At 69.8% G+C, this 24047-nt stretch carries 18 protein-coding genes; 13 read left to right on the top strand and 5 right to left on the bottom strand.

Annotation, left to right across the window (positions count from 1 at the left end):
* The first annotated feature begins 60 nt into the window (after window positions 1-60).
* The 6 genes from EJ913_RS00390 (at window position 61) to EJ913_RS00365 (ending at window position 8015) form a co-directional block, all read left to right on the top strand.
* Window positions 61-2388 carry an ATP-dependent helicase gene (locus EJ913_RS00390; protein ID WP_126993745.1) on the top strand — a complete coding sequence of 776 codons (2328 nt, stop codon included), beginning with the start codon at window positions 61-63 and terminating at the stop codon, window positions 2386-2388.
* Between the two features lie 93 nt (window positions 2389-2481).
* A complete protein-coding gene (locus EJ913_RS00385; RefSeq protein WP_244939193.1) occupies window positions 2482-3711 on the top strand; it encodes a DNA polymerase Y subunit UmuC family protein in 1230 nt (409 codons plus the stop codon).
* A gap of 149 nt (window positions 3712-3860) precedes the next feature.
* A complete protein-coding gene (locus EJ913_RS00380) occupies window positions 3861-4754 on the top strand; it encodes a 50S ribosomal protein L11 methyltransferase (RefSeq protein WP_126993743.1) in 894 nt (297 codons plus the stop codon).
* Window positions 4755-4819: 65 nt separating this feature from the next.
* On the top strand, window positions 4820-5290 hold the full coding sequence (locus EJ913_RS00375) for a tellurite resistance TerB family protein (RefSeq protein WP_126993741.1): 471 nt from the start codon (window positions 4820-4822) through the stop codon (window positions 5288-5290).
* A gap of 88 nt (window positions 5291-5378) precedes the next feature.
* Window positions 5379-7394 carry an aminopeptidase P family protein gene (locus EJ913_RS00370; protein ID WP_126993739.1) on the top strand — a complete coding sequence of 672 codons (2016 nt, stop codon included), beginning with the start codon at window positions 5379-5381 and terminating at the stop codon, window positions 7392-7394.
* A gap of 255 nt (window positions 7395-7649) precedes the next feature.
* The gene (locus EJ913_RS00365; protein WP_085557122.1) at window positions 7650-8015 is read left to right on the top strand and encodes a chemotaxis response regulator CheY; all 366 of its coding nucleotides are present in this window, start codon (window positions 7650-7652) and stop codon (window positions 8013-8015) included.
* Here EJ913_RS00365 and EJ913_RS31440 read toward each other — a convergent pair.
* A complete protein-coding gene (locus tag EJ913_RS31440) occupies window positions 7994-8191 on the bottom strand; it encodes a hypothetical protein (protein ID WP_185909671.1) in 198 nt (65 codons plus the stop codon). The genes EJ913_RS00365 and EJ913_RS31440 overlap by 22 nt on opposite strands.
* 39 nt (window positions 8192-8230) lie before the next feature.
* Between EJ913_RS31440 and EJ913_RS00360 the strand changes: the two genes are divergently transcribed.
* The 5 genes from EJ913_RS00360 (at window position 8231) to EJ913_RS00340 (ending at window position 15493) form a co-directional block, all read left to right on the top strand.
* Window positions 8231-9253 (top strand): protein phosphatase CheZ, encoded by a 1023-nt coding sequence (locus EJ913_RS00360; protein ID WP_238521888.1) that lies wholly within the window; start codon window positions 8231-8233, stop codon window positions 9251-9253.
* Between the two features lie 156 nt (window positions 9254-9409).
* Window positions 9410-10156 (top strand): protein phosphatase CheZ, encoded by a 747-nt coding sequence (locus EJ913_RS00355; protein ID WP_126993735.1) that lies wholly within the window; start codon window positions 9410-9412, stop codon window positions 10154-10156.
* 108 nt (window positions 10157-10264) lie between these two features.
* On the top strand, window positions 10265-11080 hold the full coding sequence (locus tag EJ913_RS00350; RefSeq protein WP_126993733.1) for an outer membrane protein assembly factor BamD: 816 nt from the start codon (window positions 10265-10267) through the stop codon (window positions 11078-11080).
* 8 nt (window positions 11081-11088) lie between these two features.
* Window positions 11089-12756, top strand: coding sequence for a DNA repair protein RecN (gene recN, locus EJ913_RS00345; protein WP_126994686.1), 1668 nt, complete (start codon window positions 11089-11091; stop codon window positions 12754-12756).
* A 178-nt stretch (window positions 12757-12934) separates the two neighbouring features.
* Window positions 12935-15493 (top strand): HWE histidine kinase domain-containing protein, encoded by a 2559-nt coding sequence (locus tag EJ913_RS00340; protein ID WP_126993731.1) that lies wholly within the window; start codon window positions 12935-12937, stop codon window positions 15491-15493.
* A gap of 7 nt (window positions 15494-15500) precedes the next feature.
* On the opposite strand, the gene EJ913_RS00335 is transcribed toward EJ913_RS00340, so the two are convergent.
* Window positions 15501-16043, bottom strand: a complete 543-nt coding sequence (locus EJ913_RS00335) for a hypothetical protein (RefSeq protein WP_126993729.1) — start codon at window positions 16041-16043, stop codon at window positions 15501-15503.
* Window positions 16044-16173: 130 nt separating this feature from the next.
* On the opposite strand from EJ913_RS00335, the gene ligA reads away from it, so the two are divergent.
* Together ligA and EJ913_RS00325 are read left to right on the top strand one after the other, a co-directional pair.
* Window positions 16174-18555 (top strand): NAD-dependent DNA ligase LigA, encoded by a 2382-nt coding sequence (gene ligA / locus EJ913_RS00330; protein ID WP_126993727.1) that lies wholly within the window; start codon window positions 16174-16176, stop codon window positions 18553-18555.
* A 173-nt stretch (window positions 18556-18728) separates the two neighbouring features.
* Window positions 18729-19148 carry a bacteriohemerythrin gene (locus EJ913_RS00325; protein ID WP_126993725.1) on the top strand — a complete coding sequence of 140 codons (420 nt, stop codon included), beginning with the start codon at window positions 18729-18731 and terminating at the stop codon, window positions 19146-19148.
* Window positions 19149-19471: 323 nt separating this feature from the next.
* Here the strand turns inward: EJ913_RS00325 and lpxC are convergent, their stop codons facing one another.
* The 3 genes from lpxC to ftsA form a co-directional block, all read right to left on the bottom strand.
* Window positions 19472-20410 (bottom strand): UDP-3-O-acyl-N-acetylglucosamine deacetylase, encoded by a 939-nt coding sequence (gene lpxC, locus EJ913_RS00320; RefSeq protein ID WP_126993723.1) that lies wholly within the window; start codon window positions 20408-20410, stop codon window positions 19472-19474.
* Window positions 20411-20732: 322 nt separating this feature from the next.
* Window positions 20733-22598, bottom strand: a complete 1866-nt coding sequence (ftsZ, locus tag EJ913_RS00315) for a cell division protein FtsZ (protein WP_126993721.1) — start codon at window positions 22596-22598, stop codon at window positions 20733-20735.
* A gap of 127 nt (window positions 22599-22725) precedes the next feature.
* Window positions 22726-24000 (bottom strand): cell division protein FtsA, encoded by a 1275-nt coding sequence (gene ftsA / locus EJ913_RS00310; protein WP_126994684.1) that lies wholly within the window; start codon window positions 23998-24000, stop codon window positions 22726-22728.
* Window positions 24001-24047: the final 47 nt, after the last annotated feature.

The following is a 24047-nucleotide window of genomic DNA, read 5'->3' as shown; positions in this document are numbered from 1 at the left end:
GGGCTTCGGTCGCGGCGCGCGCGTGCTATATACGGTCCCGCCGCAGGAGAAAGCTTTCCCATGTCCGACCATTTCGACGACGATCCGCTCAGCAACGCCGCCCCCGCCGACGCGTTTCCCACGCCGGCCCAGCGCTTCGCCTATCTCGACGGGCTGAACCCGTCGCAGCGCGAGGCGGTGGAGGCCCTGGACGGTCCGGTGCTGGTGCTGGCCGGGGCCGGGACCGGCAAGACGCGCGTGCTGACCACCCGGCTGGCCCATCTGCTGATGACGCGGCGGGCGGCGGCCTTCCAGATCCTGGCGGTGACCTTCACCAACAAGGCCGCCCGCGAGATGCGCGAGCGCGTCGCCAAGCTGGTCGGGATCGAGCCGGAGGGCTGGTGGCTCGGCACCTTCCACGCGCTGGCCGCCCGCATCCTGCGCCGCCACGCCGAACTGGTCGGGCTGAAATCGAACTTCACCATCCTCGACACCGACGACCAGGTGCGCCTCATCAAGCAGTTGCTGGAGGCCGAGAACGTCGATTCGAAGAAATGGCCGGCCCGCCAGGTGCTGGGCGCCATCGAGCGTTGGAAGGACCGGGCGCTGACGCCCGACCGGCTGAACGACGGCGACGGCGGCGACGTGGCCGGCGGGCGGGTGGTGGCGATCTACCGCGCCTACCAGGACCGGCTGCGCACGCTGAACGCCTGCGACTTCGGCGACCTGCTGCTGCACAACATCACGGTCTTCCAGAAGCACCCCGACGTGCTGGCCGAGTATCACCGCAAGTTCAGATACCTGCTGGTGGACGAGTACCAGGACACCAACGTCGCGCAGTATCTGTGGCTGCGCATCCTGTCGCAGGCCAACAAGAACATCTGCTGCGTCGGCGACGAGGACCAGTCGATCTACGCGTGGCGCGGCGCCGAGATCGGCAACATCCTGCGCTTCGAGACCGATTTCCCCGGCGCCAAGATCGTCAAGCTGGAGCAGAACTACCGCTCGACCGGCCACATCCTGGCCGCCGCCTCGGGGCTGATCGCCAACAACCAGGGGCGGCTCGGCAAGACGCTGTGGACCCAGGCCGACGGCGGCGAGCCGGTCCGCGTCAAGGCCGTCTGGGACGGCGAGGAGGAGGCCCGCTGGGTCGGCGACGAGATCGAGACCCTCCAGCGCAAGGGCACCTCGCTGGCGCAGATCGCCGTGCTGGTCCGCGCCGGCTTCCAGACCCGCGAGTTCGAGGAGCGCTTCATCACCCTTGGCCTGCCCTACAAGGTGCTGGGCGGTCCGCGCTTCTACGAGCGGCAGGAAATCCGCGACGCGATGGCCTATTTCCGGGTGGTCAACTCGCCCGACGATGATCTGGCCTTCGAGCGGATCGTCAACCTGCCCAAGCGCGGCGTCGGCCCGGCGGCCATGCAGACGCTCTACACCGCCGCGCGCGCGCGCGGCATTCCGCTGACCGAGGCCGGTTGGGCGCTGACCGAGACCGACGAGCTGAAGCCCAAGCTGCGCGCCACCCTGCGCGGCCTGCTGCAGGACTTCTTCCGCTGGCGGTCGCTGATGGAGACCCTGCACCACACCGATCTGGCCCGCATGGTGCTGGACGAGAGCGGCTACACCCGCATGTGGCAGGAGGACAAGACTCCGGAAGCCCCCGGCCGGCTGGAGAACCTGAAGGAACTCGTCACCGCCATGGCGGAGTTCGAGAACCTGCCGGGCTTCCTGGAGCACGTCGCCCTGGTGATGGAGAACGCCGAGGCCGCCGGCGTCGATCAGGTGACGGTGATGACCCTGCACGGCGCCAAGGGGCTGGAGTTCGACCGCGTCTTCCTGCCCGGCTGGGAGGAGGGCGTGTTCCCCAACCAGCGCGCGCTGGACGAGACCGGCATCGCCGGGCTGGAGGAGGAGCGGCGGCTGGCCTATGTTGGGCTGACCCGCGCGCGCAAGCGGGCCTATGTCAGCCACGCGGCGAACCGGCGGCTCTACGGCAACTGGGTCAGCGCCCTGCCGTCGCGCTTCGTGGACGAGCTGCCCAAGGACGACATCGAGACCGAGGCGGCGCCCGGCCTGTTCTCCGGCAGTGGCGGCGGGGCCGGCACGTTCCGGGACACGGCCGGCGGCTTCGGCGGCGGTTTCGGGGGAGGGGGCGGCTTCCAGTTCCGCGGCTCGACCCGCCAAGCCCCGGCGCCCAAGACCATCACGCTCGACCAGGGCGCCTACGCGGTGGCCCCGCGCCCGCGCCCCAACGCCCCCTTCGCCAAGGGGGAGCGGGTGTTCCACCAGAAATTCGGCTACGGCACCGTCGTGGCGGTGGAGCAGGACAAGCTGGAGATCGATTTCGAGATGTCCGGAACCAAGAAGGTCATGGACAGTTTCGTGGTCGCCGCCGACAAGGCCGGCTGACGGACCCGGCGGAAGCGGGGCGGCTGCGACGAAGCGTCCGCCTGTGACGGCCGTCACAGGCGTTCCGGCGACCGCCGGGGCAGGCTTGGCGCAATGGTCGTGGATGGAGGGGCGGTTCCCGTGTTCGGCAAGGGCAGCAGCAGTTACGAGGTGCAGAGCCGTCGCGATGGCCGCTGGCAGATTGAGGGCGCCTTCACCGACCAGGAGGCGGCGCTGTCCTGCGCCCGCTCGCAGCTGGCGGGCGGCGGGGTGGAGGAGGTCAAGGTCGTCAAGTTCCGCACGTTGGCCGGCCTCAGCCTGGAAACCGTCATCCTGAACAAGAAGGTGCCGGTGGGCGTCAAGAAGGCGCTGGTGCTCGGCGGCTCGGCGGAGGGCGCGCCGTTCTGCCGGACGCTCGACGACCTGTACGGCTTCGAGAGCCGGGTGGTCATCGGGCGGCTGCTGCGCCCCTTCCTTGACGCCCAGCGCCTGACCCCGACCGAGCTTCTGCATTCCTGGCCGGCCTACCGCAAGCTGGAGGAGCAGGGCGCGCTGCTCGGCGCGGCGGTGCACGCGGTCGCCCGGCACCACGGCGACCTGCACGGCATCGCCGTTCCGGACCGTGTGCGTGTGCTGCGCGGGCTGGTGGTGTCCGCCTCGTCCCGCGCGCGGGATTTCCTGGCCGAGCGCAAGCGGCTGCCCGGCTTCGACGACCGCGACCTCGACGCCACCAGCCGCCGCATCGACGCCGTGGTGGGGGAGGGTGGCCACGACACCCTGTTCCTGTCGCTGCTGACCCTGCATCTGGCCGAGGGCGGCACGCTGCCGGGCAAGCTCGAACAGCTCCTGGTGCTGATGCACAACGCCGAGCCGCGGCATCTGGCGCTGTTCGACGGGGTGGCCGCCGACGTCGTCGGTTCGGCCGACACGCTCAAGGAACTGCTGGGCGAGCAGCCGAGTCTCGCCATGGGACTCTGCGCGCTGGCCGACGCGCTGCACGGCCGCGACCCGGAGCCGGGTGGCCTGCTGGGGGCCCCGCCGTCCTCCGCCCTGACGCGGCTGTGCGATCTGGCGATACGCGAGCGGGCGCCGCTGAGCCGGATCGTCCTGATCGACCGTCTGCGTCAGGCGCTGGCCGGCGACCAGCCGCTCGACCGCCGCGACCCGAAGACCGAGGGCGCGCTGCTCCGCACGATCACCGAGCGGCTGACCGGCGCCGACGGGCGGCTGCTGGGCGGCGCCGCGATGAGCAAGGCGCTGGACCGCCGGATGCTGCGGCACCGCCAGACGGTTTTGCGCGACCAGGGCATGCACGACATCGCGGACCGGTTGTCGATGCGGTGAGGAGGAGGGGTGGCGGGAGCGGCGGACGGGGCCTCCGCCCGCCCGGCGACGGTCGGTCGCGGCCCGCCTTTGGAAATGTCTTTGTGTCTTGGTTCCTTCACGGTTAGAAAACCGGACCGTCCAAGCGCTCTACCCTGAAAGCCCCGCCTATGTCCCCCTCCGTGCTCTGGCGCATCGCGCTCGTCGTTCCCGAGGTCCACGCTCCGGCATTCGCCGAGGCGGTGGGCGATCACGCCGACGCGGTCTCGACCTTCGAGTTGGAGGAGGACGGCGGCGACTGGCTGGTCGAGGCCACGGACCAGTCGCCCCCCGACGAGGCCCGCCTCGCCTCGCGCGTCGCCGTGCTGGCGGAGGCCGTGGGCATCCCCGAGCCCAAGCTGATCATCGAGCGGCTGCCCCCCATCGACTGGGTCTCGCACAGCTACCAGGGCTTCCCGCCGATCCGCGCCGGGCGCTTCTTCGTCCATGGCTCGCACCATGAGGGCACGGTTCCGGCCGGCAGCATCGCGCTGCTGGTGGACGCCGCCACCGCCTTCGGCACGGGGGAGCACGGCTCGACCAACGGCTGCCTCCAGGCGCTCGACCGCCTGTCGCGCCACCTCAAGCTGCCGCGCGGTGGGCGGGGCGGCGCGCTCGACATGGGCTGCGGCTCCGGCATCCTGGCGCTGGCGGTGGCCAAGCGCTGGCGCGTCCCCGTCACGGCGGTGGACATCGACCCGGAGGCGGTGCGCGTCACCCAGCTCAACGCCGCGATCAACGGCCTGACCGGCCGCATCCGGGCGCGCGGCGGCGACGGCTACCACACCCGCATCGTCGGGCAGCACAAGCCCTACACCCTGATCACCGCGAACATCCTGGCCCGCCCGCTGGCCCGCATGGCGCCGATGCTGCGCCGTCATCTGAAGAAGGGCGGCTACGCCGTGCTGGCCGGGCTGTTGAACCGGCAGGAGCGTCACGTCATCCAGGCCCACCGCAACCAGGGCCTGCGTCTGGTCGCGCGCATCCCGGTTGGGGAATGGACCACTCTTGTGGTGAAGCGTTGAAACTTTAGCCCGTCGTTTCGACTTCCTCTGGGATCGCGCCCGCGCGGCCCCCAGAGGAAGACGACATGCTGAACCGGATCAAGGCGTTCTTCATCAGCGACGAAGCCCCGGAGCGGGAGGAGGACGCGGTCCACGCCGCCGCCGCCGCCCTGCTGGTGGAGGCCGCCCGCACCGACAACACCATCACCGAAAGCGAGCGCGAGCGCATCCTCGCCGTCACCCGCCGGTGCTTCAACCTGAGCGAGGAAGAGGCGCAGGACCTGCTGTCCGCCGCCGTCTTCGACACCGAGGGCACGTCGCCCTACCACCGCTACGTCTCCGTCATCATGGAGCGCTGCCCGCCCGACCAGCGGTTGTGGATCGTCGAGATGCTGTGGGAGGTCGCCTACGCCGACGGACAGTTGAACGACCTCGAAGCCAGCCTGCTGCGCCGCATCGGCGGCCTTCTGCACGTCTCCGACCTCGACCGGGGCGAGGCCCGCAAGCGGGTGCTGGCGCGGCTGGGGCTGCCCGAGGACACCGGCCTGCCGGTGTGAGCGTCCCGGCAATCGCCGTTCGTCCGCTTGCGCGCGTGGCGCGGGGTGCCTAGCCTAGGGGAACCATCCCTCGAAGGAGCACTCCCCCGTGCCCAGCGCGTATCGCGGCGACGACGCCCTCGCTTCCCTGTTGACCGAGGCCGGCATCGGCCACACGCCCACCGACATCCGGGCGCTCGCGGCCGGCGTGCTGGCGGCGCCGGAGGGAGAGGATCCCGCCGCGTGGCTCGAACTGGTGGGGGATTCCCTGCCGGCCCCGCTGATCGACCAGCTCCAGGCACTCAAGGCCGCTCTCGCGTCGGCGGAGACCAACACCCCGCCCGACGCCGCCGCCCGGCTGGCCGCCCTGCGCGGCGCGCTGAAACGCCGTGGCCTCGACGGCTTCGTGATTCCGCGCGGCGACGAGCATCAGGGCGAATACGTGCCCCCGCGCGCCCAGCGTCTGGCGTGGCTGACCGGGTTCAACGGCTCGGCCGGCAACGCGGTGGTCACCGCCGACCGCGCCGCGATCTTCGTCGACGGCCGCTACACCCTCCAGGTCCGGACCGAGGTCCCGGCCGCCCTCTACGACTACAGGCACCTCGTCGAGGATCCGCTGGCCGACTGGGTGATCGACGCGCTGCCCGACGGCGCGCGGCTCGGCTACGATCCCTGGCTGCACACCATCGGCTGGGTGGAGAAGACCCGCGCCGCCCTGGAGCGCGCCGGCATCCTGATGATCGCCTGCGAGGACAACCCGCTCGATTCCGTGTGGCCCGATCAGCCGCCGGCCCCGCTGGCGCCGGTGGTGCCGCAGGACGCCGCCTTCACCGGCGACGGCTCGGCCGACAAGCGCGCCCGCATCGCCGGGGAACTGTCGGCCAAGGGCATCGCCGCTGCCGTGCTGACCCAGCCCGACAGCGTCGCGTGGCTGCTGAACATCCGGGGCGCCGATGTGCCCTGCACGCCGCTGCCGCTGTCCTTCGCCATCCTCGCCGACGACGGCGCGGTGGAACTGTTCCTCGACCCGCGCAAGCTGGCGCCCCGCACCGCCGCCCATCTGGGCCCCCAGGTGCGCGTGCGTCCGTTGGCGGAGTTCGGCCCGGCGCTCGACGCCGTGGCGCGCGGGTCCGCGCGGGTGCTGGCCGACCCGTCCTGCACCTCGGCCTGGATCGTCGACCGCCTGCACATGGCCGGGGCGAAGGTGGAGCGCGAGACCGACCCTTGCGCGCTGCCCAAGGCGTGCAAGAACGCGGCGGAGCTGGCCGGCACCCGCGCCGCCCACGCCCGCGACGGCGTGGCGCTGGTGCGCTTCCTGCGCTGGTTCTCCCAGGAGGCCCCGAGGGGCGAGTTGACCGAGACCGCCGCCGCCGAGCAACTGCTGGCCTTCCGGCGCGGCAACGAGCGGTTCCAGGGCCTCAGCTTCGAGACCATCGCCGGGGCCGGGCCGAACGGCGCCATCGTCCATTACCGCGTCACGCCGGAGACCGACCGCCGGCTCGACCCCGACAGCCTGTTCCTGCTCGACAGCGGCGCCCAATATCTCGACGGCACCACCGACGTCACCCGCACGCTGGCGGTCGGTACCCCCGGCGCCGAGATGCGTGACCGTTTCACCCGCGTGCTGAAGGGCCACATCGCGCTGTCCACCGCGCGGTTCCCCAAGGGGACGACCGGGTCGCAGCTTGACGCGCTGGCCCGGCTGCCGTTGTGGGCGGCGGGGCTGGACTACGACCACGGCACCGGCCACGGCGTCGGCAGCTTCCTGTCGGTGCACGAGGGGCCGCAACGGATCTCCAAGATCGGTAACACGGTGGCCCTGCAACCCGGCATGATCCTGTCCAACGAGCCGGGCTACTACAAGACCGGGGAGTACGGCATCCGCATCGAGAATCTCGTGGTGGTCGAGCCGGTCGAGGTGGCTGGCGCGGAACGGCCGATGCTGGGCTTCGAGCCGCTGACGCTGGCCCCCATCGACCGCGCGCTGATCGAGACAGCGCTGCTGACCTTGGACGAGCGGAACTGGATCGACGCCTACCACGCCCGCGTGCGCGAGGCGCTGACGCCCCGGCTGGACGCGGAGGACGCCGTCTGGCTCGCCGCCGCCACGGCGCCGCTGGCTTAAGGCGAAGGAGACGGGAACGGTCTATGCCGATCGGCGAAATGCCCCGTGCGTTCCATGGGAAAATCTGGCAAGGTCCGTCGCTGTCGGTAACCCGTTCTTTACCCGCCGGCCTCAGTGTGTCTCAAGGGGATGACTTTTCAGCAAAGTTAAGGCATCACACACGGCACACTTCCCGGATTACGGCGCGGCCTTGAGCGCCGGGTGAGCGTAACGCCGGATCATTCACCGGCAACGGACATTTGCGGAGACGTCTAGATGAAGATCCTCGTCGTCGATGATTACGCCACCATGCGGCGCATCGTGCGGAACCTGTTGACCCAGATCGGCTACACCGACATCGACGAGGCCGGCGACGGCGTGTCGGCGCTGGCGAAGCTGCGCGAAAGCAAGTTCGGCCTCATCATCTCCGACTGGAACATGGAGCCGATGACCGGCCTCCAGCTCCTGAAGGAAATCCGCGCCGACGCCAAGCTCGCGCCGACGCCGTTCATCATGGTCACCGCCGAGAGCAAGACCGAGAACGTCATCGCCGCCAAGCAGGCCGGCGTGAACAACTACATCGTCAAGCCCTTCAACGCCGACACCCTGAAGCAGAAGATTCAGGCCGTCATCGGCGGTTGATGGGCGGCGGTTGATGGGCGGTGGTTGATCGACGGCCGATCGGCGGGCCATCGTTGCAAGGTCGGGGAGTGGACGGGTTGGAGCAGCTTCCACAGCTGTCCGAGGAAGAGTTCGAGCAGATCGAAGAAGCGATCGCTCGGTCGACCAAGGGGCGGGCTTTTCTGCGTCGTCTCCATCGCCGGTCCCTCGGGGCCGCGACGGAGGAGGTCCGCGCGATGCTCCAGGAGTTCCGCACCTCCTGGAGCCGCCAGAGCGAGGCGGTGGAAGCCGGCAAGCACGTCGGCGTCCTGCGGCGCGAGCTGATGGAGATGGCGGCCTCGATCGAGCAGGCCCGGCGCGAGGTCGCGGCCCTGCGCCCGGCTGATGGGGCCGGCGACAAGATCCTGTCCGCCACCAACGAGCTGGACGCCATCGTCATCTCGACCGAGCGCGCCTCGTTCGAGATCCTGAACGCCGCCGAGCGGCTGATGGATCTGGCGGGCAAGCTGCGGGCGGCGGGCGCCGATCCGACCCTGTGCGGCGAGATCGACGGGGAGGTGAACAACATCTTCACCGCCTGCTCGTTCCAGGACCTGACCGGCCAGCGCACCAGCAAGGTCGTCAACGCGCTCCGCTACATCGAGCAGCGCGTCATCGCCATGATCAACATCTGGGGCGAGGACGGTCTGGCCGGCATGGTCGCGCCGGAGGAGAACACCGACACCCGGCCCGACGCCCATCTGCTGAACGGCCCGCAGCTCGACGGCCTCGGCGTCAGCCAGGCCGACGTCGACAGCATGTTCGACACGGTCCCGGCGTCGCCGCCTCCGGCGCCTGCGCCCGCCCCGCCGCCCGAACCCGCGGCGGCGGCTCCGGTCAAGTCGAGCCAGTCCGACATCGACAGCATGTTCGACGCGCCGGCCCCGGCGGCCCCCGCCAAGGCGAGCCAATCGGACATCGACAGCATGTTCGACGCCCCGGCTCCGGCGGCCCCCGCCAAGGCCAGCCAGTCGGACATCGACAGCATGTTCGATTCCCCGGCCCCGGCGAAGGCGAGCCAAGCCGACATCGACAGCATGTTCGACGCCCCGGCGCCCAAGCCGGCGGCGCCACCGGCCAAGAAGCCGGTGCCCAAGCCGCCCGGAGCGCCGGTCAAGGCCGCGCCGCCCAAGCCGGCCCCCAAGGCCGCGCCGCCCCCGGCCGCCGAGGAGCCGCCGACACCGCTCGACCAGGCCGCCATCGACGCCTTGTTCGGGTGAGCGGACGGCGGTGACAACGGAGGGCCGGAAGTCTTGCGAAGGTCCAATCGTTAAGGTTTTCCATGCGATAAATCACGCGCCGGCGCGCGGTGTTTCCGTGCGCCCTTCCGACCACCCGGGCCGAGAACGGCCGTTCGACAGAGGCGGGATCCGAGCATGAAGCAGATGACCAAGCCCTTCATGGCCGAGCTTCAGAAGGCCCGCAGGACGGGGAACCCCTTCCAGGGGATCATCGACGATTCGGTCGCCGCGTCGGGCACCGCCGTCGTCGCGGCGCCGGTCCAGACCGTGACGATGGACAACACCGACGTCCTGCGCGCCATCGGCGACCTCGGCGCCAAGCTCGACCGCTTCCTGGCGATGGACGCCGCGCAGATCGACCAGATCCAGGTCGAGATCGCCGACATCTCGGGCCGCATCAAGGCCACCAAGGTGGAGATGGCGGCGATCCGCCACCCCCTGGCCGGCGGCGAGGACAAGTTCCAGCAGGCGAGCCAGGAGCTGAGCGCCGTGGTCTCCGCCACGGAGGCCGCCACCAACACCATCATGGCCTGCGCCGAAGAGCTGGAAGAGGTGGTGTCGGAGCTGAAGTCGTCGATGCCCGAAGGTTACAGCCGCGACCGCGTCAACGACATGACCGACGTGATCGTCCGCATCTACGAGGCCTGCAACTTCCAGGATCTGACCGGCCAGCGCATCACGAAGGTCGTCCGCGCGATGTCCTTCATCGAGGAGCGCGTCGACGCCATGATGGGCCTGTGGAACAAGCGCGAGTTCGAGGCGATGCCGCTGCCCCCCTCGGTCACCAAGAAGGACGAGAACCTCGACCTGCACGGCCCGGCCGAGGCGACCCCGGAAAGCGGCAACATCAGCCAGGCCGACATCGACGCCCTGTTCGGCTGATCGGATGCTTCGCCCTCCCTCGGAGCGGGGGAGGGCACCAGAACCGCTTGCCCCGCCCGCGCCCCGGCGTGCTATACAGGGGCAACTCTGAAAGAGCCCAAGACGACGATGCTTTTCCGCTCCCACCGCCTGCCGCTGACGGCCGTTCTGCTGTCCGCCGCCCTTGCCGCCTGCTCCTCCACCAAGGAGGACGCGTATGTCGAGCGTCCGGCCGACCAACTCCTTTCGGAAGCCGATTCGGCGATGAAGGAGGAATCGTTCAAGAAGGCCGCCAAGCTGTACGACGAGGTGGAGCGCCAGCACCCCTATTCGGAATCGGCCAGCAAGGCGCAGCTTCTGGCCGCCTACGCCCATTACCAGGATTTGAAGTACGACGACGCCATCCTGGCGCTCGACCGCTTCATCCAGCTTCACCCCGGCAGCCCGGACGTCGCCTACGCCTACTACATGCGGGCGCTGTCCTATTACGAGCAGATCACCGACGTGCGCCGCGACCAGCGGATGACCCGGCTGGCGCTCGACGCGTTGTCGGAGGTGGTGCGCCGCTTCCCGGAAAGCCAGTACGCCCGCGACGCCAAGCTGAAGATCGACCTGACCGCCGACCATCTCGCCGGCAAGGAGATGGAGGTCGGGCGCTTCTACCTGCGCCAGCAGCAGTACACCTCGGCCATCGGCCGTTTCCGGGCGGTGATTGAAAACTACCAGACCACCTCCCATGTCCCGGAGGCGTTGCACCGGCTGGTGGAATGCTATCTGGCGCTGGGCGTGACCGAAGAGGCGAAGACCGCCGCGGCCGTGCTCGGCCACAACTTCCCCGGCAGCGAATGGTACACGGACAGCTACGCACTGCTGGTGGACGCCAACCTGCGTCCCGAGCGAGACGAGAAATCGTGGCTCAGCAAAGCCTGGAACTCCCTGTTCTAGGCCGTTCCATGCTGGCCTCGCTGACGATCCGGGACGTCGTCCTGATCGAACGGCTGACGCTGTCCTTCCGGCGGGGCCTCTGCGCCTTGACCGGCGAGACCGGCGCCGGCAAGTCGATCCTGCTCGACGCGCTGGGCCTCGCGCTCGGCGCGCGGGCCGAATCGGGGCTCGTGCGCCACGGCGCCGACCAGGCCGCCGTCATCGCCGAGTTCGAGCTGTCGGGTGACCACCCGGCGCTGGCCATCCTGAAGGAGCAGGGGCTGGAGGCCGACGAGCATCTCGTCGTCCGCCGCACCGTCAGCGCCGACGGGCGCAGCCGCGCCTGGGTCAACGACCAGCCGGTCGGCGTCGGCCTGCTCAAGAAGCTGGGCGAGGAGTTGGTCGAGGTCCACGGGCAGTTCGACACCCATGGCCTGCTGAACCCCCAGACCCATCGCGGCGTGCTCGACGCCTACGCCGGCCTCGCCACCCAGGCGGCCCAGGTCGCCGCCGCCCACCGGGCGTGGCGGCAGGTCGAGGACGCGCGCCATTCCGCCGCCGCCGAGATCGCCCGCGCCCGCTCGGAGGAGGAATACCTCCGCCACGCCGTCGCCGAGTTGGACGCCCTCTCGCCCAAGCCGGGCGAGGAGGCCGAACTGGCCGACACCCGCGCCGTCCTGATGCACCGGGAAAAGCTGGTGGACGGCATGAACGCCGCCTACGCCGAGCTGTCCGGGGACCGGGGCGTTGAACGGGCCTTGTCATCGGCCATCCGCACGCTGAGCCGCATCGCCGACAAGGCCGCCGGCACGCTGGACCCGGTGATCGCCGCGCTCGACCGCGCCGCGACCGAGGCGGGGGAGGCGATCGCCGCGCTCCAATCCGCCTCCAGCGGCGTCGACATGGATCCGCGCGCCTTGGAAAAGCTGGAGGAGCGGCTGTTCGCGCTGCGCGCCGCCGCCCGCAAGCACGGCGTGGACGTGGACGCGCTGGCCGCTCTGCGCGACGACATGGCCGGGCGCCTGCTGCTGATCGAGGACCAGGGCGATTTGCTGGCCCGCCTCGCCAAGGAGGCCGAACTCGCCCGCGCCGCCTACCGCAGCGCCGCCGAGACGCTGAGCGCTGCCCGCCAGGAGGCCGCCGGCCGGCTCGACGTGGCGGTGGCGGCGGAGCTGAAACCGCTGAAACTCGACCGGGCGAAGTTTCGCACGCTGGTGGAGCCGCTGGGCGAAGCCGAATGGACGGCGGCCGGCACCGACCGCATCGCCTTCCAGGTGGCGACCAACCCCGGCGCTCCGGCTGGCGCGCTCAACAAGATCGCGTCGGGCGGCGAACTGGCCCGTTTCATGCTGGCGCTGAAGGTGGTGCTGGCCCAGACCTCCACCGTTGGCACGCTGGTGTTCGACGAGGTGGACACCGGCATCGGCGGCGCCGTCGCGGCGGCGGTCGGCGAACGGCTGGAAACGCTGGGCCACGGCCTGCAAATCCTGGTCGTGACGCACAGCCCGCAGGTCGCCGCGCGCGGTGCGGTTCACCTGAAGGTCCAGAAGTCGCTGAAGGGCGAACAGGTCACCACCGGAGTTGCCGAGCTGGACGGCGACGAGCGCCGCGAAGAGATCGCGCGCATGTTGTCCGGTGCGACCGTGACGGCGGAAGCACGGGCGGCAGCGGACAGCTTGATCGCCGGGCGCGGGTGAAACACAAGCTTAAACTTAACCTATGTTAAAAGCGTGGTAGGGGTTCGAGGCATAGGCCTAATCCCTTTTGCGCGTTGCGGCGGACCTTTCGAATTCTTACAGTGCAAAGAAGACGCCTCCGTGGGAGCGGCGTTGTCCAGAGCCGCCAGAGGTCGGGTTTGTCGAAAGAACGCACACGATGAGTGGGACCCCGCCGTCCACTCCGTACACTCTGACCGATTGCGACCGCGAACCCATCCATCAGATCGGCAGCATCCAGCCCAATGGCTTTCTGATCGGCGTCTCGGCCGATTGGATGGTCCTGCATGTCTCCGCCAACGTGAAGGATTGGCTTGGGGTGGAGGCGGACGACGTCCTGGGCCTCCCTCTGAACCGCTTCGTCGAGATGGAGGCGCTGCACCTGATCCGTGGCCGCCTCCAGATCGCGCAGATCAACGGCGAGGTCGAGCGCGCCTTTTCCGTGGCGCTGATCCCCGGCGGCGTGCCTTGCGACATCGCCGTCCACCTCTCCGAAAGCACCATCGTCATCGAGGTGGAGAAGAGCGAGCCGGGGCCGGTGCAGGACGCCGGCACCATGGTGCGCGCCATGGTCGGCCGGGTGGAGCGCACCGGCGATTTCGACGCCTTCTGCCGCGAGGCCGCGCGGCAGGTGCGCGCCCTGACCGGCTTCGACCGGGTGATGGTCTACCGCTTCGCCCCCGACGAATCGGGCGAGGTCATCGCCGAATCGGCGGTGCACGGGATCGGCTCCTTTCTGGGGCTGCGCTACCCGGCCTCCGACATTCCCCAGCAGGCCCGCCGCCTCTACGAGCGGACGTGGCTGCGCAGCATCGCCGACATCGGCGCCACGCCGGTGCCGCTGGTGCCGCCGGTCGATCCCTATGGGACGCCGCTCGACCTGTCGCTCAGTTTGTTGCGCAGCGTCTCGCCGATCCATGTGGAGTATCTCCGCAACATGGGGGTGTCGGCCTCGCTGTCGGTGTCGATCCTGCGGCACGGCAAGCTGTGGGGGCTGTTCGCCTGCCACCATTACAAGCCGCGCGCCCTGTCCTTCGAACGGCGGGCCACGGCCGAGCTGTTCGGGCAGATGTTCTCGCTGCTGCTGGAAGGGCGCGAGCGCGAGCGCGACACCCAGCACGAGGCGGAGGCGAGGCGCGCCCACAACCGCATCCTGGCGCTGCTGGCCGACAGCGAATCGCCCATCGACAGCATGCAGACCTTCGCCGCCGAGTTCCGGGCGCTGATCCCCTGCGAGGGCTTCGCCTGCTTCATCAACGACCAGTTGATCCTGGAGGGGCAGACCCCAACGCGCGAGGAGGTGCTGGGCGTCGTCCGTTTCCTGAACCGCGCGCCGCCCAGCCGCATCTATCTGACCGACGGGATCGGCGCGGTTCACCCGCCGGGCCGTGACTTCACGGACCGCGCCTGCGGCATGATGGCGATTCCGGTGTCGCGGGCGCCGCGCGATTACCTGATCTTCTTCCGCAAGGAGGCGGTGCGCACCGTGACCTGGGCCGGCGACCCGTCGGGCAAGCCGGTCGCCTACGGCCCCAACGGCCCGCGCCTGACTCCGCGCAAGAGCTTCGAGGCTTGGGCGGAGACTGTGCACGGCCGGTCGCTGCCGTGGAGCGAAGTGGATCTCCGCATCGCCGAATCGCTGCGGGTCACCTTGCTGGAGGTCGTGCTGCGGCTGGCCGACGTCGCCGTGCGCACCCGCAAGGAGTCGCACGAGCGCCAGGAACTGCTGATCGCCGAGTTGAACCACCGGGTCCGCAACATCCTCGGCCTCGTCCGCGCGCTGGTCCGCCAGAGCCAGGGCAATGCCAGGAGCGTGTCCGACTTCGCCGCCATCCTGTCGGGCCGCATCGATTCGCTGGCCCGCGCCCATGACCAGATCACCGCCGAGAACTGGGGGCCGGCCTCCCTGCGCAGCCTCGTGGTGGCGGAGATCGCCGCCTACCTCCACGAGGGAGGGGGCGAGCGCGCCCGGCTGTCCGGGCCGGAGGTGCTGCTGTCGCCGCAGGCCTTCTCCGTCTTCGCGCTGGTGGTGCACGAACTGGTGACCAACTCCGCGAAATACGGCGCGCTCAGCGACCGGCGCGGGCACATCGAGATGGGCTGGTCCTTCGCCCCCTCCGGCCGTCTGGTCATCCACTGGCAGGAGCATGGCGGCCCGCCGGTGCGGGTGCCGTCCCGGCGCGGCTTCGGCACCACCGTGATCGAACGCTCGGTGCCGCACGACCTCCGCGGCGAGGCCGAGGTGACCTACGCGCTGTCCGGCCTCCAGGCTCGTTTCGTCCTGCCGGAAAGCCACGTCACCGTCCTGGACTCGCCGATCCCGGTGGAGCCGGAGGCCGTGGCGGCCTCGGGCCGTCCCGACTTCTCCATCGGTGGCCCGGTGCTGCTGCTGGAGGACAACATGATCATCGCGCTGAGCACGGAGGACATCCTGCTGTCCCTGGGGGCGACGCGGGTGACGATGGCCTCCACCACCCGCCACGCCCTGGAGACCATCGCGGAGGATCCGCCCGTCGTCGCGGTCCTCGACATCGATCTGGGCGAGGAAACGTCCTTCGTCGTGGCGGAACGGCTGCAGGCGCTCGGCATCCCCTTCGTCTTCGCCACCGGCTACGGCGAATCCGCGGTGGCGCCGGACGGGCTGGCCGACGTGCCGGTCCTCAAGAAGCCCTACGCGTCGGATCAGGTTCTGCGGGCGCTGGCGGCGGTCCTGCGCTGACGGGGCGCTACGCCGAGCCGGCGGCCGGCGTGCCGTCGCCGGCCCATTTCCAGGGCTGCCAGCCGCCCAGCCGCACGCCCACGGCGAAGCTGGTGAAGGGAATCCGCAGCTCGATGTCGCGCGGCTGGAAGAAGGTCAACCGTTCCGGCCGCCCGCCCGCGTCGAACTCCAGCCGGGCGCCCTTGGGTTCCTGGGCGAACTCGTCGCTCATCACCTGCCAGATCTCCAGGTCGCCGCCGTGGTTGGAGATCTTGTACTGGCCGCAGCGCCACACCGTCGATTCGCCGAGGTTGCCCTCGACCACCGACTTGTCGCCCTCCATCCGCACGTCGCCGATCCCGGCGGCCTCGCCCTTCATCGACGGCCCCTGCCGCTCCGCGCGGAAGCCCAGCCGCAGCCAGGACGACCGGCTGTGCGGGATCAGCCGACGCACGGTCCGGGCGTCCTCCGGCTGAAAACGGTCGGGGTCGTCGTAGAGGATGCGGTCCAGCGCGGCGGCGATGACCAGCCGGTCGTCGATGGTCAGGCTGGGGGCGGGCGGCTTGGGCATGCGGGGGTCCGGAGGTCTGTCGCGCCGCATCATACACCGGTCCGGGTCATCCGTCCCGAGACTCCCCCCGGCGGACGACTGGCGCTATGCTGCCCGGCCCATTCAGGCCCCGGTACCCGAGAGACGCGCGATGATGGATCTGTTCGACACGCCCCCCACCCCCCGCTCCGTCGCCGTCGAGGCGCTGACGCTGGAGCAGGCGCAGGCGGAGCTCGCCGCCCTGGCGGCGGAGATCGCGCATCACGACACGCTCTATCACCAGCAGGACCAGCCGGCGGTCAGCGACGCCGAGTACGACGCGCTGGTCCGCCGCAACAATTCCATCGAGGCGCGCTTCCCCGAGCTGCGCCGCGTCGATTCGCCCTCGCTGAAGGTCGGCGCGGCGCCGGCCGCCGGCTTCGGCAAGGTGCGGCACGCGGTGCCGATGCTGTCGCTCGGCAACGCCTTCTCGCCCGAGGATCTGGCGGAGTTCGTGGCGCGCGTCCGCCGCTTCCTGGGGCTGGTCGAGGACGCGCCGGTCGGCTTCGTCGCCGAGCCGAAGATCGACGGGCTGTCCTGCTCGCTGCGCTACGAGAAGGGCGAGCTGGTGCTGGCCGCCACGCGCGGCGACGGGGCGGAGGGCGAGAACGTCACCGCCAACGTCCGCACCATCCGCGACGTGCCGCACCGCCTGCCGGCGCCCGTCCCGGACGTGCTGGAGGTGCGTGGCGAAGTCTACATGAACCGCGACGACTTCCGCGCCATGAACGACGCCCGCGCGGAGAAGGGCGAGCCGCTGTTCGCCAACCCACGCAACGCGGCGGCGGGCAGCTTGCGCCAGCTCGACTCGTCGATCACGGCGGCGCGGCCGCTGTGCTTCTTCGGCTACGCGCTGGGCGAAGTGTCGGAACCCATCGCCGACAGCCAGTGGCATATTCGCGAGCGGTTGAAGGCCTGGGGCTTCCAGTTGAACCGCCCGGCCGAGCTGTGCGACGGGCCGGACAAGCTTCTGGCCTATTACGAGGGCATCGGGCGGCGGCGCGGCGGGCTGCCCTTCGACATCGACGGCGTCGTCTACAAGGTGGACAGCCTGGAGCTTCAGCAACGGCTGGGCTTCGTCAGCCGGGCGCCGCGCTGGGCCATCGCCCACAAGTTCCCGGCGGAGCAGGCGCAGACCCGGCTGAAGGCGATCACCATCCAGGTCGGGCGCACCGGCGCGCTCACCCCCGTCGCCGAGCTGGAGGACATCACCGTCGGCGGCGTGGTGGTCAGCCGCGCCACCCTGCACAACGAGGACGAGATCGCCCGCAAGGATGTCCGCGTCGGCGATCTGGTGGTGGTGCAGCGGGCCGGCGACGTGATCCCGCAGATCGTCGAGGTCGTGCTGTCGCAGCGCCCCGCCGACAGCGTGGCCTACGCGCCGCTGGAGACCTGCCCGGTCTGCGGCAGCCTCGCCGTCCGCGAGCCGGGCGAGGTGGTGCGGCGCTGCACCGGCGGCCTGATCTGCGCCGCCCAGGCCAAGGAACGGCTGCGCCATTTCGTCTCGCGCAACGCCTTCGACATCGAGGGGCTGGGCGAGAAGATCATCGAGGAGTTCTGGGACGAGGGTTTCATCAAGTCCCCGGCCGACATCTTCACGCTGGAGGAACGGGTTGGGGAGGGCCGCGTCGAGCTGGTCGGCCGTTTCGGCTGGAAGGAGAAGTCGGTCGAGAACCTGTTCGCCGCCATCAACCAGCGCCGCAACGGCATCGAGCTGCACCGGGTGATCTTCGCGCTCGGCATCCGCCACGTCGGCGAGGTGACGGCCAAGTCTCTGGCCCGCCACTACAAGACGATGGAGGCCTGGATCGCCGGCATGATCGAGGCGGGGCAGGCGATGCCGGGCCAAGCGTGGCGCGACCTCCATGAAATCGACGGGGTCGGGCCGACCACGGTCAACGCGATCCTGGCGTGGTTCGCCGACCCCTCCCATCAGGAAAAGCTGGACCAGTATCCGGGCAAGGAACTGTTGCGGCCGGAAACCGTTATCGGTGGTCTCGGCATCAAGCCGCTGAACGTCAAGGCGGCCCGCGCGCTGGCCGAGCGCTATGGGACGCTGGACGGCTGGGCGGCGGCGATGCGGGACGCGGTGGCGCATTCCCCGGCCGAGGCCTGGAACGAGCTGGTCGCCACCCCCGACGTGGGCGAGGTCGCGGCGGGGGAGGTCGCGTCCTTCTTCCTGGAGGACCAGAACCTGACCATCGTCCGCGAATTGGCCGACCGACTGACCGTGCTGGAGGCCGAGGCACCGAAGGCCGGCAATTCCCCGGTGGCGGGCAAGACGGTGGTGTTCACCGGCACGCTGGAGAAGATGACGCGCTCCGAAGCCAAGGCGCGGGCCGAGTCGCTGGGGGCGAAGGTCGCCGGGTCGGTGTCGGGCAAGACCGACTATCTGGTCGCCGGGGCCGACGCCGGCAGCAAGGCCGCCAAGGCGCGCGATCTGGGGGTGACCATCCTGACCGAGGACGAGTGGTTGGACAAAATCGGCGGGTGAATTGCCCCAGGCCATAATGTCGCATCGACTTCTGTCCAAGTTGACCGGAGCAAGGGAACGAGATCACATAAGGAAACACTGCTATTCCGCCGCGCCCCTTCCACGGAACAGACGGGTGGGAAACACCCGCATGGGGCGTCGGCGCACCCAATGGCTTGAGGGAAGGAAACGCCATGGAACCCATACAGTGGTCACGCTGGATGAGCGTCGGCAACGACGACCTCGACGAGGATCACCGCGTCCTGATCGAGATCGTCAACCGGCTCTGCACCGAGGCGAGCCAGCACGATCCCGCCGTGATCGAGGCCACCCTCGACGAACTGATCGCCTACACCCGCCACCACTTCGCGGCGGAAGAGGCCTGCATGCGGGAGGCGAATTATCCGACCTACGCGGCCCACAAGGCGCTGCACGACGCCCTGACCCGTCAGGTGGAGCGCTACCGCGAGACCTTCCTCGCCAACCGCGAGGGCATTTCCGGCGAGGAGGTCTTCATCTTCTGCGCGGACTGGCTGGGAAAGCACATCCTGAAGGAGGACACCCGCTTCGGCGAATACGCCATGACCGGCGAGCCGGAACGAGCGGTGGGGTAGGGGCGGACGCTTCCAGAGGCGCTGACTGAGCCCCTCTTCCTCAAGGGGAGAAGGGGCTTGCGAGGGAAGAAGGACCTGATCGATTCGTTGCTAAGAAAGTTTCTGAAAGAAATTCCATAAAATATTGATTCAATTCAATATAATTTACTGACCATTGATTTTGAGCAACATGGACCTGCAGCGCCCTACCCCGAAAGGGGAGGGCGCTTTTTCTTTTCAACGCCGTTCCAAGCACCGGCAGGGGAGGGGAGCGGCGCAAACAAAAAGCCCTCCCCGGTAGGGGAGGGCAGGCTGCGGAGAAAACGGAACGTGAAGCTTGGGCGTCAGGCGACGGCGAGCTGGTCCATGGCGCGGCGGGCCAGCGGCAGGACCAGCGCGGCGGTGTCGTAGCGCCACGCGCTGCGGTCGGCGAACAGCGCGCGCAGCAATTGGTTGTTCAGCGCGTGACCGGAGCGCACGCCGTGGAAATGCCCGACGATGGGCGCGCCGGCCAGATACAGGTCGCCGACCGCGTCGAGGATCTTGTGGCGCACGAACTCGTCGGTGAAGCGCAGGCCGTCGGCGTTCATCACCGTGTCGCCGGAGATCACCACCGCGTTGTCCAGCGAGCCGCCACGGGCGAGACCCATCTTGCGCAGCCCCTCGACCTCGTGCAGGAAGCCGAAGGTGCGGGCGCGGCTGATCTCGTCCTTGAAGACGTCGCTGTCCATCTCGACGGCGCGCGACTGGCGGGCGATGGCGGCGCTGTCGAAATCGATGTCGAAGCTGTAGGTCGTCGCGTCGTCGGGCGCGAAGGACGCGCTCTTGATGCCGTCGCCGACGCTGACCGGCTTCAGGATGCGGATGACCCGGCGCGGCGCCTTGGTCACCGCGACTCCGGCCTGCTCGATGGCGGCGACGAAGGGGGCGGCGCTGCCGTCCATGATCGGCACTTCGGCGTTGTCGAGCGACACCACGGCGTTGTCGATGCCGCAGCCGGCCAGCGCCGACATCAGATGCTCGATGGTGCCGATGGTCGTGCCCTGGGCGTTGCCGATCACCGTGCACATGCGCGTGTCGACCACCGCGTCCCAGCGCGCCGGAACGACGGCGGCGGCCCCGCGCAGGTCGGTGCGGATGAAGGTGATTCCGGAATTCGCATCGGCGGGTGCAATCGTCAGCGTGACGATGGCGCCCGAGTGCAGCCCGATGCCGGCGATAGTCACCGACTTCTTCAGGGTCTGCTGGAACAGTCCGTCCGCATTACCACGATTGTTGGCCACGATGTTTTACCCATCTTCGTCGCGTTCCGGTCCCCGGTGACTTTTTCCGGCCTTTGCTCTGGGGAGAGCCATGTGCCGGTCGCCGTCGCCTTTGACCATGCTTGTTGGTAACACCGGCCTCGGGCGATGGGCAAATCACTCATTGTTACCGTTTGTTGCAGAGCAAAAGAGGTAAGCGGACTATGCCGGATGGGACACAAAAAAACCCCCGGAGCGGCGCGAACGCCTCTCCGGGGGCCGAAATTTTCGGTCAGGTTGTGGAGCCGCCGATGCCGCGTTTGAGGCGGCGGCGACCGGCGGTTATCTCCGGCTTACGCCGGGATCAGTTGGCCTGGCGACGCAGGAAGGCGGGGATGTCCAGCTCTTCCTGGGCGTGCTCGGCTTTCGGCTGGCCGCCGTCGGCGCGCGGCGCGGGGGCCATCGGCGGCGGGGCGGCCGGGTAGGTGGCCTGCTGCGGCGCCGGCTGGTAGGCCGGCGGCTGCTGCGGGGCGGGCTGATAGGCGGGCGCCGCCGGGTACTGGGGCTGTTGCGGCGCGGCCGGCTGCTGCTGGTAGGCCGGCTGTTGCGGGGCCGGCTGGTACTGCGGGGCCGGCGCGTAGGTCGGCTGCGGGGCCGGCTGCGGCGCCGGGTCGGCCTTGCGGCCCAACCCGGTCACGAGGCCGAACAGGAAGTTCGGCTTGCGCGGGGCGGGGGCGGGCTCCGGGGCCGGGGCGTGCCCGACCGACAGGCCGGCCGGATGGGCCGGGGCCGCCTGATGGTGCTGGTGCTGCTGAGGCTGCTGCTGCGGGGCGGCCATCGCCGGGGCCTGCGGCGGCTGCGGGGCGGGCTGGGGCGGGTAGGACGGCGCGGGCTGGGCGCCCAGCGTCACCGGGTGGCGCGGCCCGGCGTCGGCCGGCTTGGGGGCGAAGAAGTGGCCGCCCTGATTCTCGCCGTGCAGCGGGCCGGAGGCCGGCTTGGCCGCTTCCTGGGCGCTGGCGTCGTGCTGCGGCTGCGCGTGGCCGGTCTGGTAGGCCGGGTCGTGCTGCAGGGCGCTCGAACCGGCGGTGACCGGCTGGGGCTGGCGCAGCGCGGTGGCGGCGCTGGGGATGGCGGGGGCGGCGGGGGCGGCGCCCGGCATCGCCGGGGAGGCGGTGGTCAGGCCGGCGGGCGCGCCCGGCTTCTTGGCGCGGTCGGAAACCAGGGCCAGGTTGACCGGGTGCAGGGTGCGCGGGTTGCTCATCGCGGCGGCGTCGATGCCGGTGGCGACGACCGACACGCGCATCACGCCGTCCAGCGAGGCGTCGAAGGTCGAGCCGAAGATGATGTTGGCGTCGGGATCGACCTCGTCGCGGACGCGGTTGGCGGCCTCGTCGACCTCGAACAGGGTCATGTCGTAGCCGCCGGTGATGTTGATGAGGACGCCGCGCGCCCCCTTCATCGACACGTCGTCGAGCAGCGGGTTGGAGATCGCGGCCTCGGCGGCCTCGATGGCGCGGCGCTCGCCGGCGGCCTCGCCGGTGCCCATCATCGCCTTGCCCATCTCGGTCATCACCGAACGGATGTCGGCGAAGTCGAGGTTGATCAGGCCCGGCATCACCATCAGGTCGGTGACGCCGCGCACGCCCGAATGCAGAACGTCGTCGGCCATCTTGAAGGCGTCCGCGAAGGTCGTCTTCTCGTTGGCGATGCGGAACAGGTTCTGGTTGGGGATGATGATGAGGGTGTCGACGTATTGCTGGAGTTCGGCGATGCCGCCCTCGGCCAGACGCATGCGGTGGCCGCCCTCGAAGTGGAAGGGCTTGGTCACGACGCCGACGGTCAGCAGGCCGCGCTCGCGCGCCGCGCGCGCGATGACCGGGGCCGCGCCCGTGCCGGTGCCGCCGCCCATGCCGGCGGTGATGAACACCATGTTGGCGCCTTCGAGGAACTGGCAGATCTCCTCCATCTGCTCCTCGGCCGAGGCGCGGCCGACGTCGGGCTTGGACCCGGCGCCCAGACCCCGCGTGGTCGCGGTGCCGAGCTGGAGGCGCTTCTCGCAGAGCGAGCCCTTCAGCGCCTGGGCGTCGGTGTTGCCCACGACGAAATCGACGCCTTCGAGGTTCGACTTGATCATGTTGTTGACGGCGTTGCCGCCGGCGCCGCCGACACCGAAGACGGTGATGCGGGGCTTCAATTCGGGTTCGATCTGGGGAATGGTCACGTTGATCATCTTTAGGTCTCCACAACCTGTTTTGATTTGGGTTTGCTGTTCACTCGCGATCGGTCCCCGGTTGGATCCGGGGTGTGCCCGATCGGAATTCCTGGAAAAGCTTGGGACGGCGTGGCGGGGAGGATCATCACAGATTCTCCCGCAGCCACAGGCCGACGCGGCCCAGCAGGCCGGTGTTCGACACCGCCTCCTGGCCCGTCACCATCAGCTCGGTCGGGTTGCGCACGGCGTGCAGCAGAAGCCCCGCCGCCGTCGAGAAGGCCGGGCCGCCATGCACCTCGTTGAGGCCGGCGATCCGCGTCGGGCGGCCGATGCGCACCTGCTTGTCGAGGATGTGCTGCGCCAGCTCGCGCGTGTTGGGAAGCTGGCTGGCGCCGCCGGTCAGCACCACGCGGCGGCCGACCAGCCGGGCGTAGCCGGAATGCTCCAGGACGCTGCGGATCTCCTCGAAGATCTCCTCCATCCGCGCCTGGATGATGTTGACCAGGAAGGAGCGCGGGGTGCTGGCGGTGCTGCTCTCGCTGCGCTCGTCCTCGCCGACCTGCGGCACCTCGATCATCTCGCGCTCGTCGGCCGGGTTGGACCGGGCGCTGCCGTAGAGCGCCTTCAGCCGTTCGGCGTGGACCAGCGGCGTGGCGAGACCGTGGGCGATGTCGTTGGTGACGTGGCGCCCCCCCAAGGGAACGGCGCCGGTCCACACCAGGTTGCCCTCGGAGAAGATGGAGATCGTCGTGCCCCCGCCGCCGATGTCGATGCAGGCGGCGCCCATCTCCATCTCGTCCTCGACCAGGCAGGCGAGCCCCGACGCGAAGGGGCTGACCACCATGCTCTCGATGTCGAGGTGGCAGCGGGCGACGCAGGTGCGCAGCGTGCGGATGGCGCCCGACGAGGCGGTGACGACGTGGAGCTGCGCGCCGAGCTGGTTGCCGTACATCCCCCTGGGGTCGCGGATGCCGCGGGCGGCGTCGAGGTTGAATCCCAGCGGGATGGTGTGGATCAGCGTCTGGTCGGGGCCGGCCTGGAGCGTGCGGGCGTGCGCCATGGCGCGGCGGATGTCGCCCTCCGTCACCTCCTGGCCGTAGACCGGGATCTGCGCGTTGAAGGCGTGGGAGCGCGGGTGGCCCATCGACAGGTTGGCGACCACGTCGCGGATCGTCTCGCCGGCCATCTGCTCGGCGGCGTGGACGGCGGCGCCGATCGAGGTCTCCGCCGCCTCCATGTCGATGATGGAGCCGGCGCGGATGCCCGTGGCGATCTGGTGGCCGACACCGATCACGCGGAACGACCCCGGTTCGTCCATCCGCGCGATGATGCAGCACACCTTCGTCGAGCCGACGTCCAGCGCCGCGACGATGCCGCCGCGGGTCGGTCGTTTCGGCTTCTTGGCGCCGTTGAATCCCATACCGAACATGCCTTCCCAGCCCAACCCGCTGCTGCTGCCGTCTTACG

Source organism: Azospirillum doebereinerae, from assembly GCF_003989665.1.
GTDB lineage: Bacteria > Pseudomonadota > Alphaproteobacteria > Azospirillales > Azospirillaceae > Azospirillum > Azospirillum doebereinerae.
This window is presented reverse-complemented; position numbering and strand designations above follow the sequence as displayed.

Excerpts from the sequence above, each read along its gene's own strand:
- EJ913_RS00365 (WP_085557122.1), top strand. The coding sequence starts at position 7,650 with ATGAAGATCCTCGTCGTCGATGATTACGCCACCATGCGGCGCATCGTG.
- ftsZ (WP_126993721.1), bottom strand. The coding sequence starts at position 22,598 with ATGATCAACGTGACCATTCCCCAGATCGAACCCGAATTGAAGCCCCGC.
- EJ913_RS00355 (WP_126993735.1), top strand. The coding sequence starts at position 9,410 with ATGAAGCAGATGACCAAGCCCTTCATGGCCGAGCTTCAGAAGGCCCGC.
- EJ913_RS00375 (WP_126993741.1), top strand. The coding sequence starts at position 4,820 with ATGCTGAACCGGATCAAGGCGTTCTTCATCAGCGACGAAGCCCCGGAG.
- EJ913_RS00350 (WP_126993733.1), top strand. The coding sequence starts at position 10,265 with ATGCTTTTCCGCTCCCACCGCCTGCCGCTGACGGCCGTTCTGCTGTCC.
- EJ913_RS00390 (WP_126993745.1), top strand. The coding sequence starts at position 61 with ATGTCCGACCATTTCGACGACGATCCGCTCAGCAACGCCGCCCCCGCC.
- EJ913_RS00325 (WP_126993725.1), top strand. The coding sequence starts at position 18,729 with ATGGAACCCATACAGTGGTCACGCTGGATGAGCGTCGGCAACGACGAC.
- EJ913_RS00385 (WP_244939193.1), top strand. The coding sequence starts at position 2,482 with ATGGTCGTGGATGGAGGGGCGGTTCCCGTGTTCGGCAAGGGCAGCAGC.
- EJ913_RS00335 (WP_126993729.1), bottom strand. The coding sequence starts at position 16,043 with ATGCCCAAGCCGCCCGCCCCCAGCCTGACCATCGACGACCGGCTGGTC.
- ftsA (WP_126994684.1), bottom strand. The coding sequence starts at position 24,000 with ATGGGATTCAACGGCGCCAAGAAGCCGAAACGACCGACCCGCGGCGGC.
- EJ913_RS00360 (WP_238521888.1), top strand. The coding sequence starts at position 8,231 with ATGCTCCAGGAGTTCCGCACCTCCTGGAGCCGCCAGAGCGAGGCGGTG.
- EJ913_RS00380 (WP_126993743.1), top strand. The coding sequence starts at position 3,861 with ATGTCCCCCTCCGTGCTCTGGCGCATCGCGCTCGTCGTTCCCGAGGTC.
- ligA (WP_126993727.1), top strand. The coding sequence starts at position 16,174 with ATGATGGATCTGTTCGACACGCCCCCCACCCCCCGCTCCGTCGCCGTC.
- EJ913_RS00340 (WP_126993731.1), top strand. The coding sequence starts at position 12,935 with ATGAGTGGGACCCCGCCGTCCACTCCGTACACTCTGACCGATTGCGAC.
- EJ913_RS31440 (WP_185909671.1), bottom strand. The coding sequence starts at position 8,191 with ATGGAGACGACGCAGAAAAGCCCGCCCCTTGGTCGACCGAGCGATCGC.
- recN (WP_126994686.1), top strand. The coding sequence starts at position 11,089 with ATGCTGGCCTCGCTGACGATCCGGGACGTCGTCCTGATCGAACGGCTG.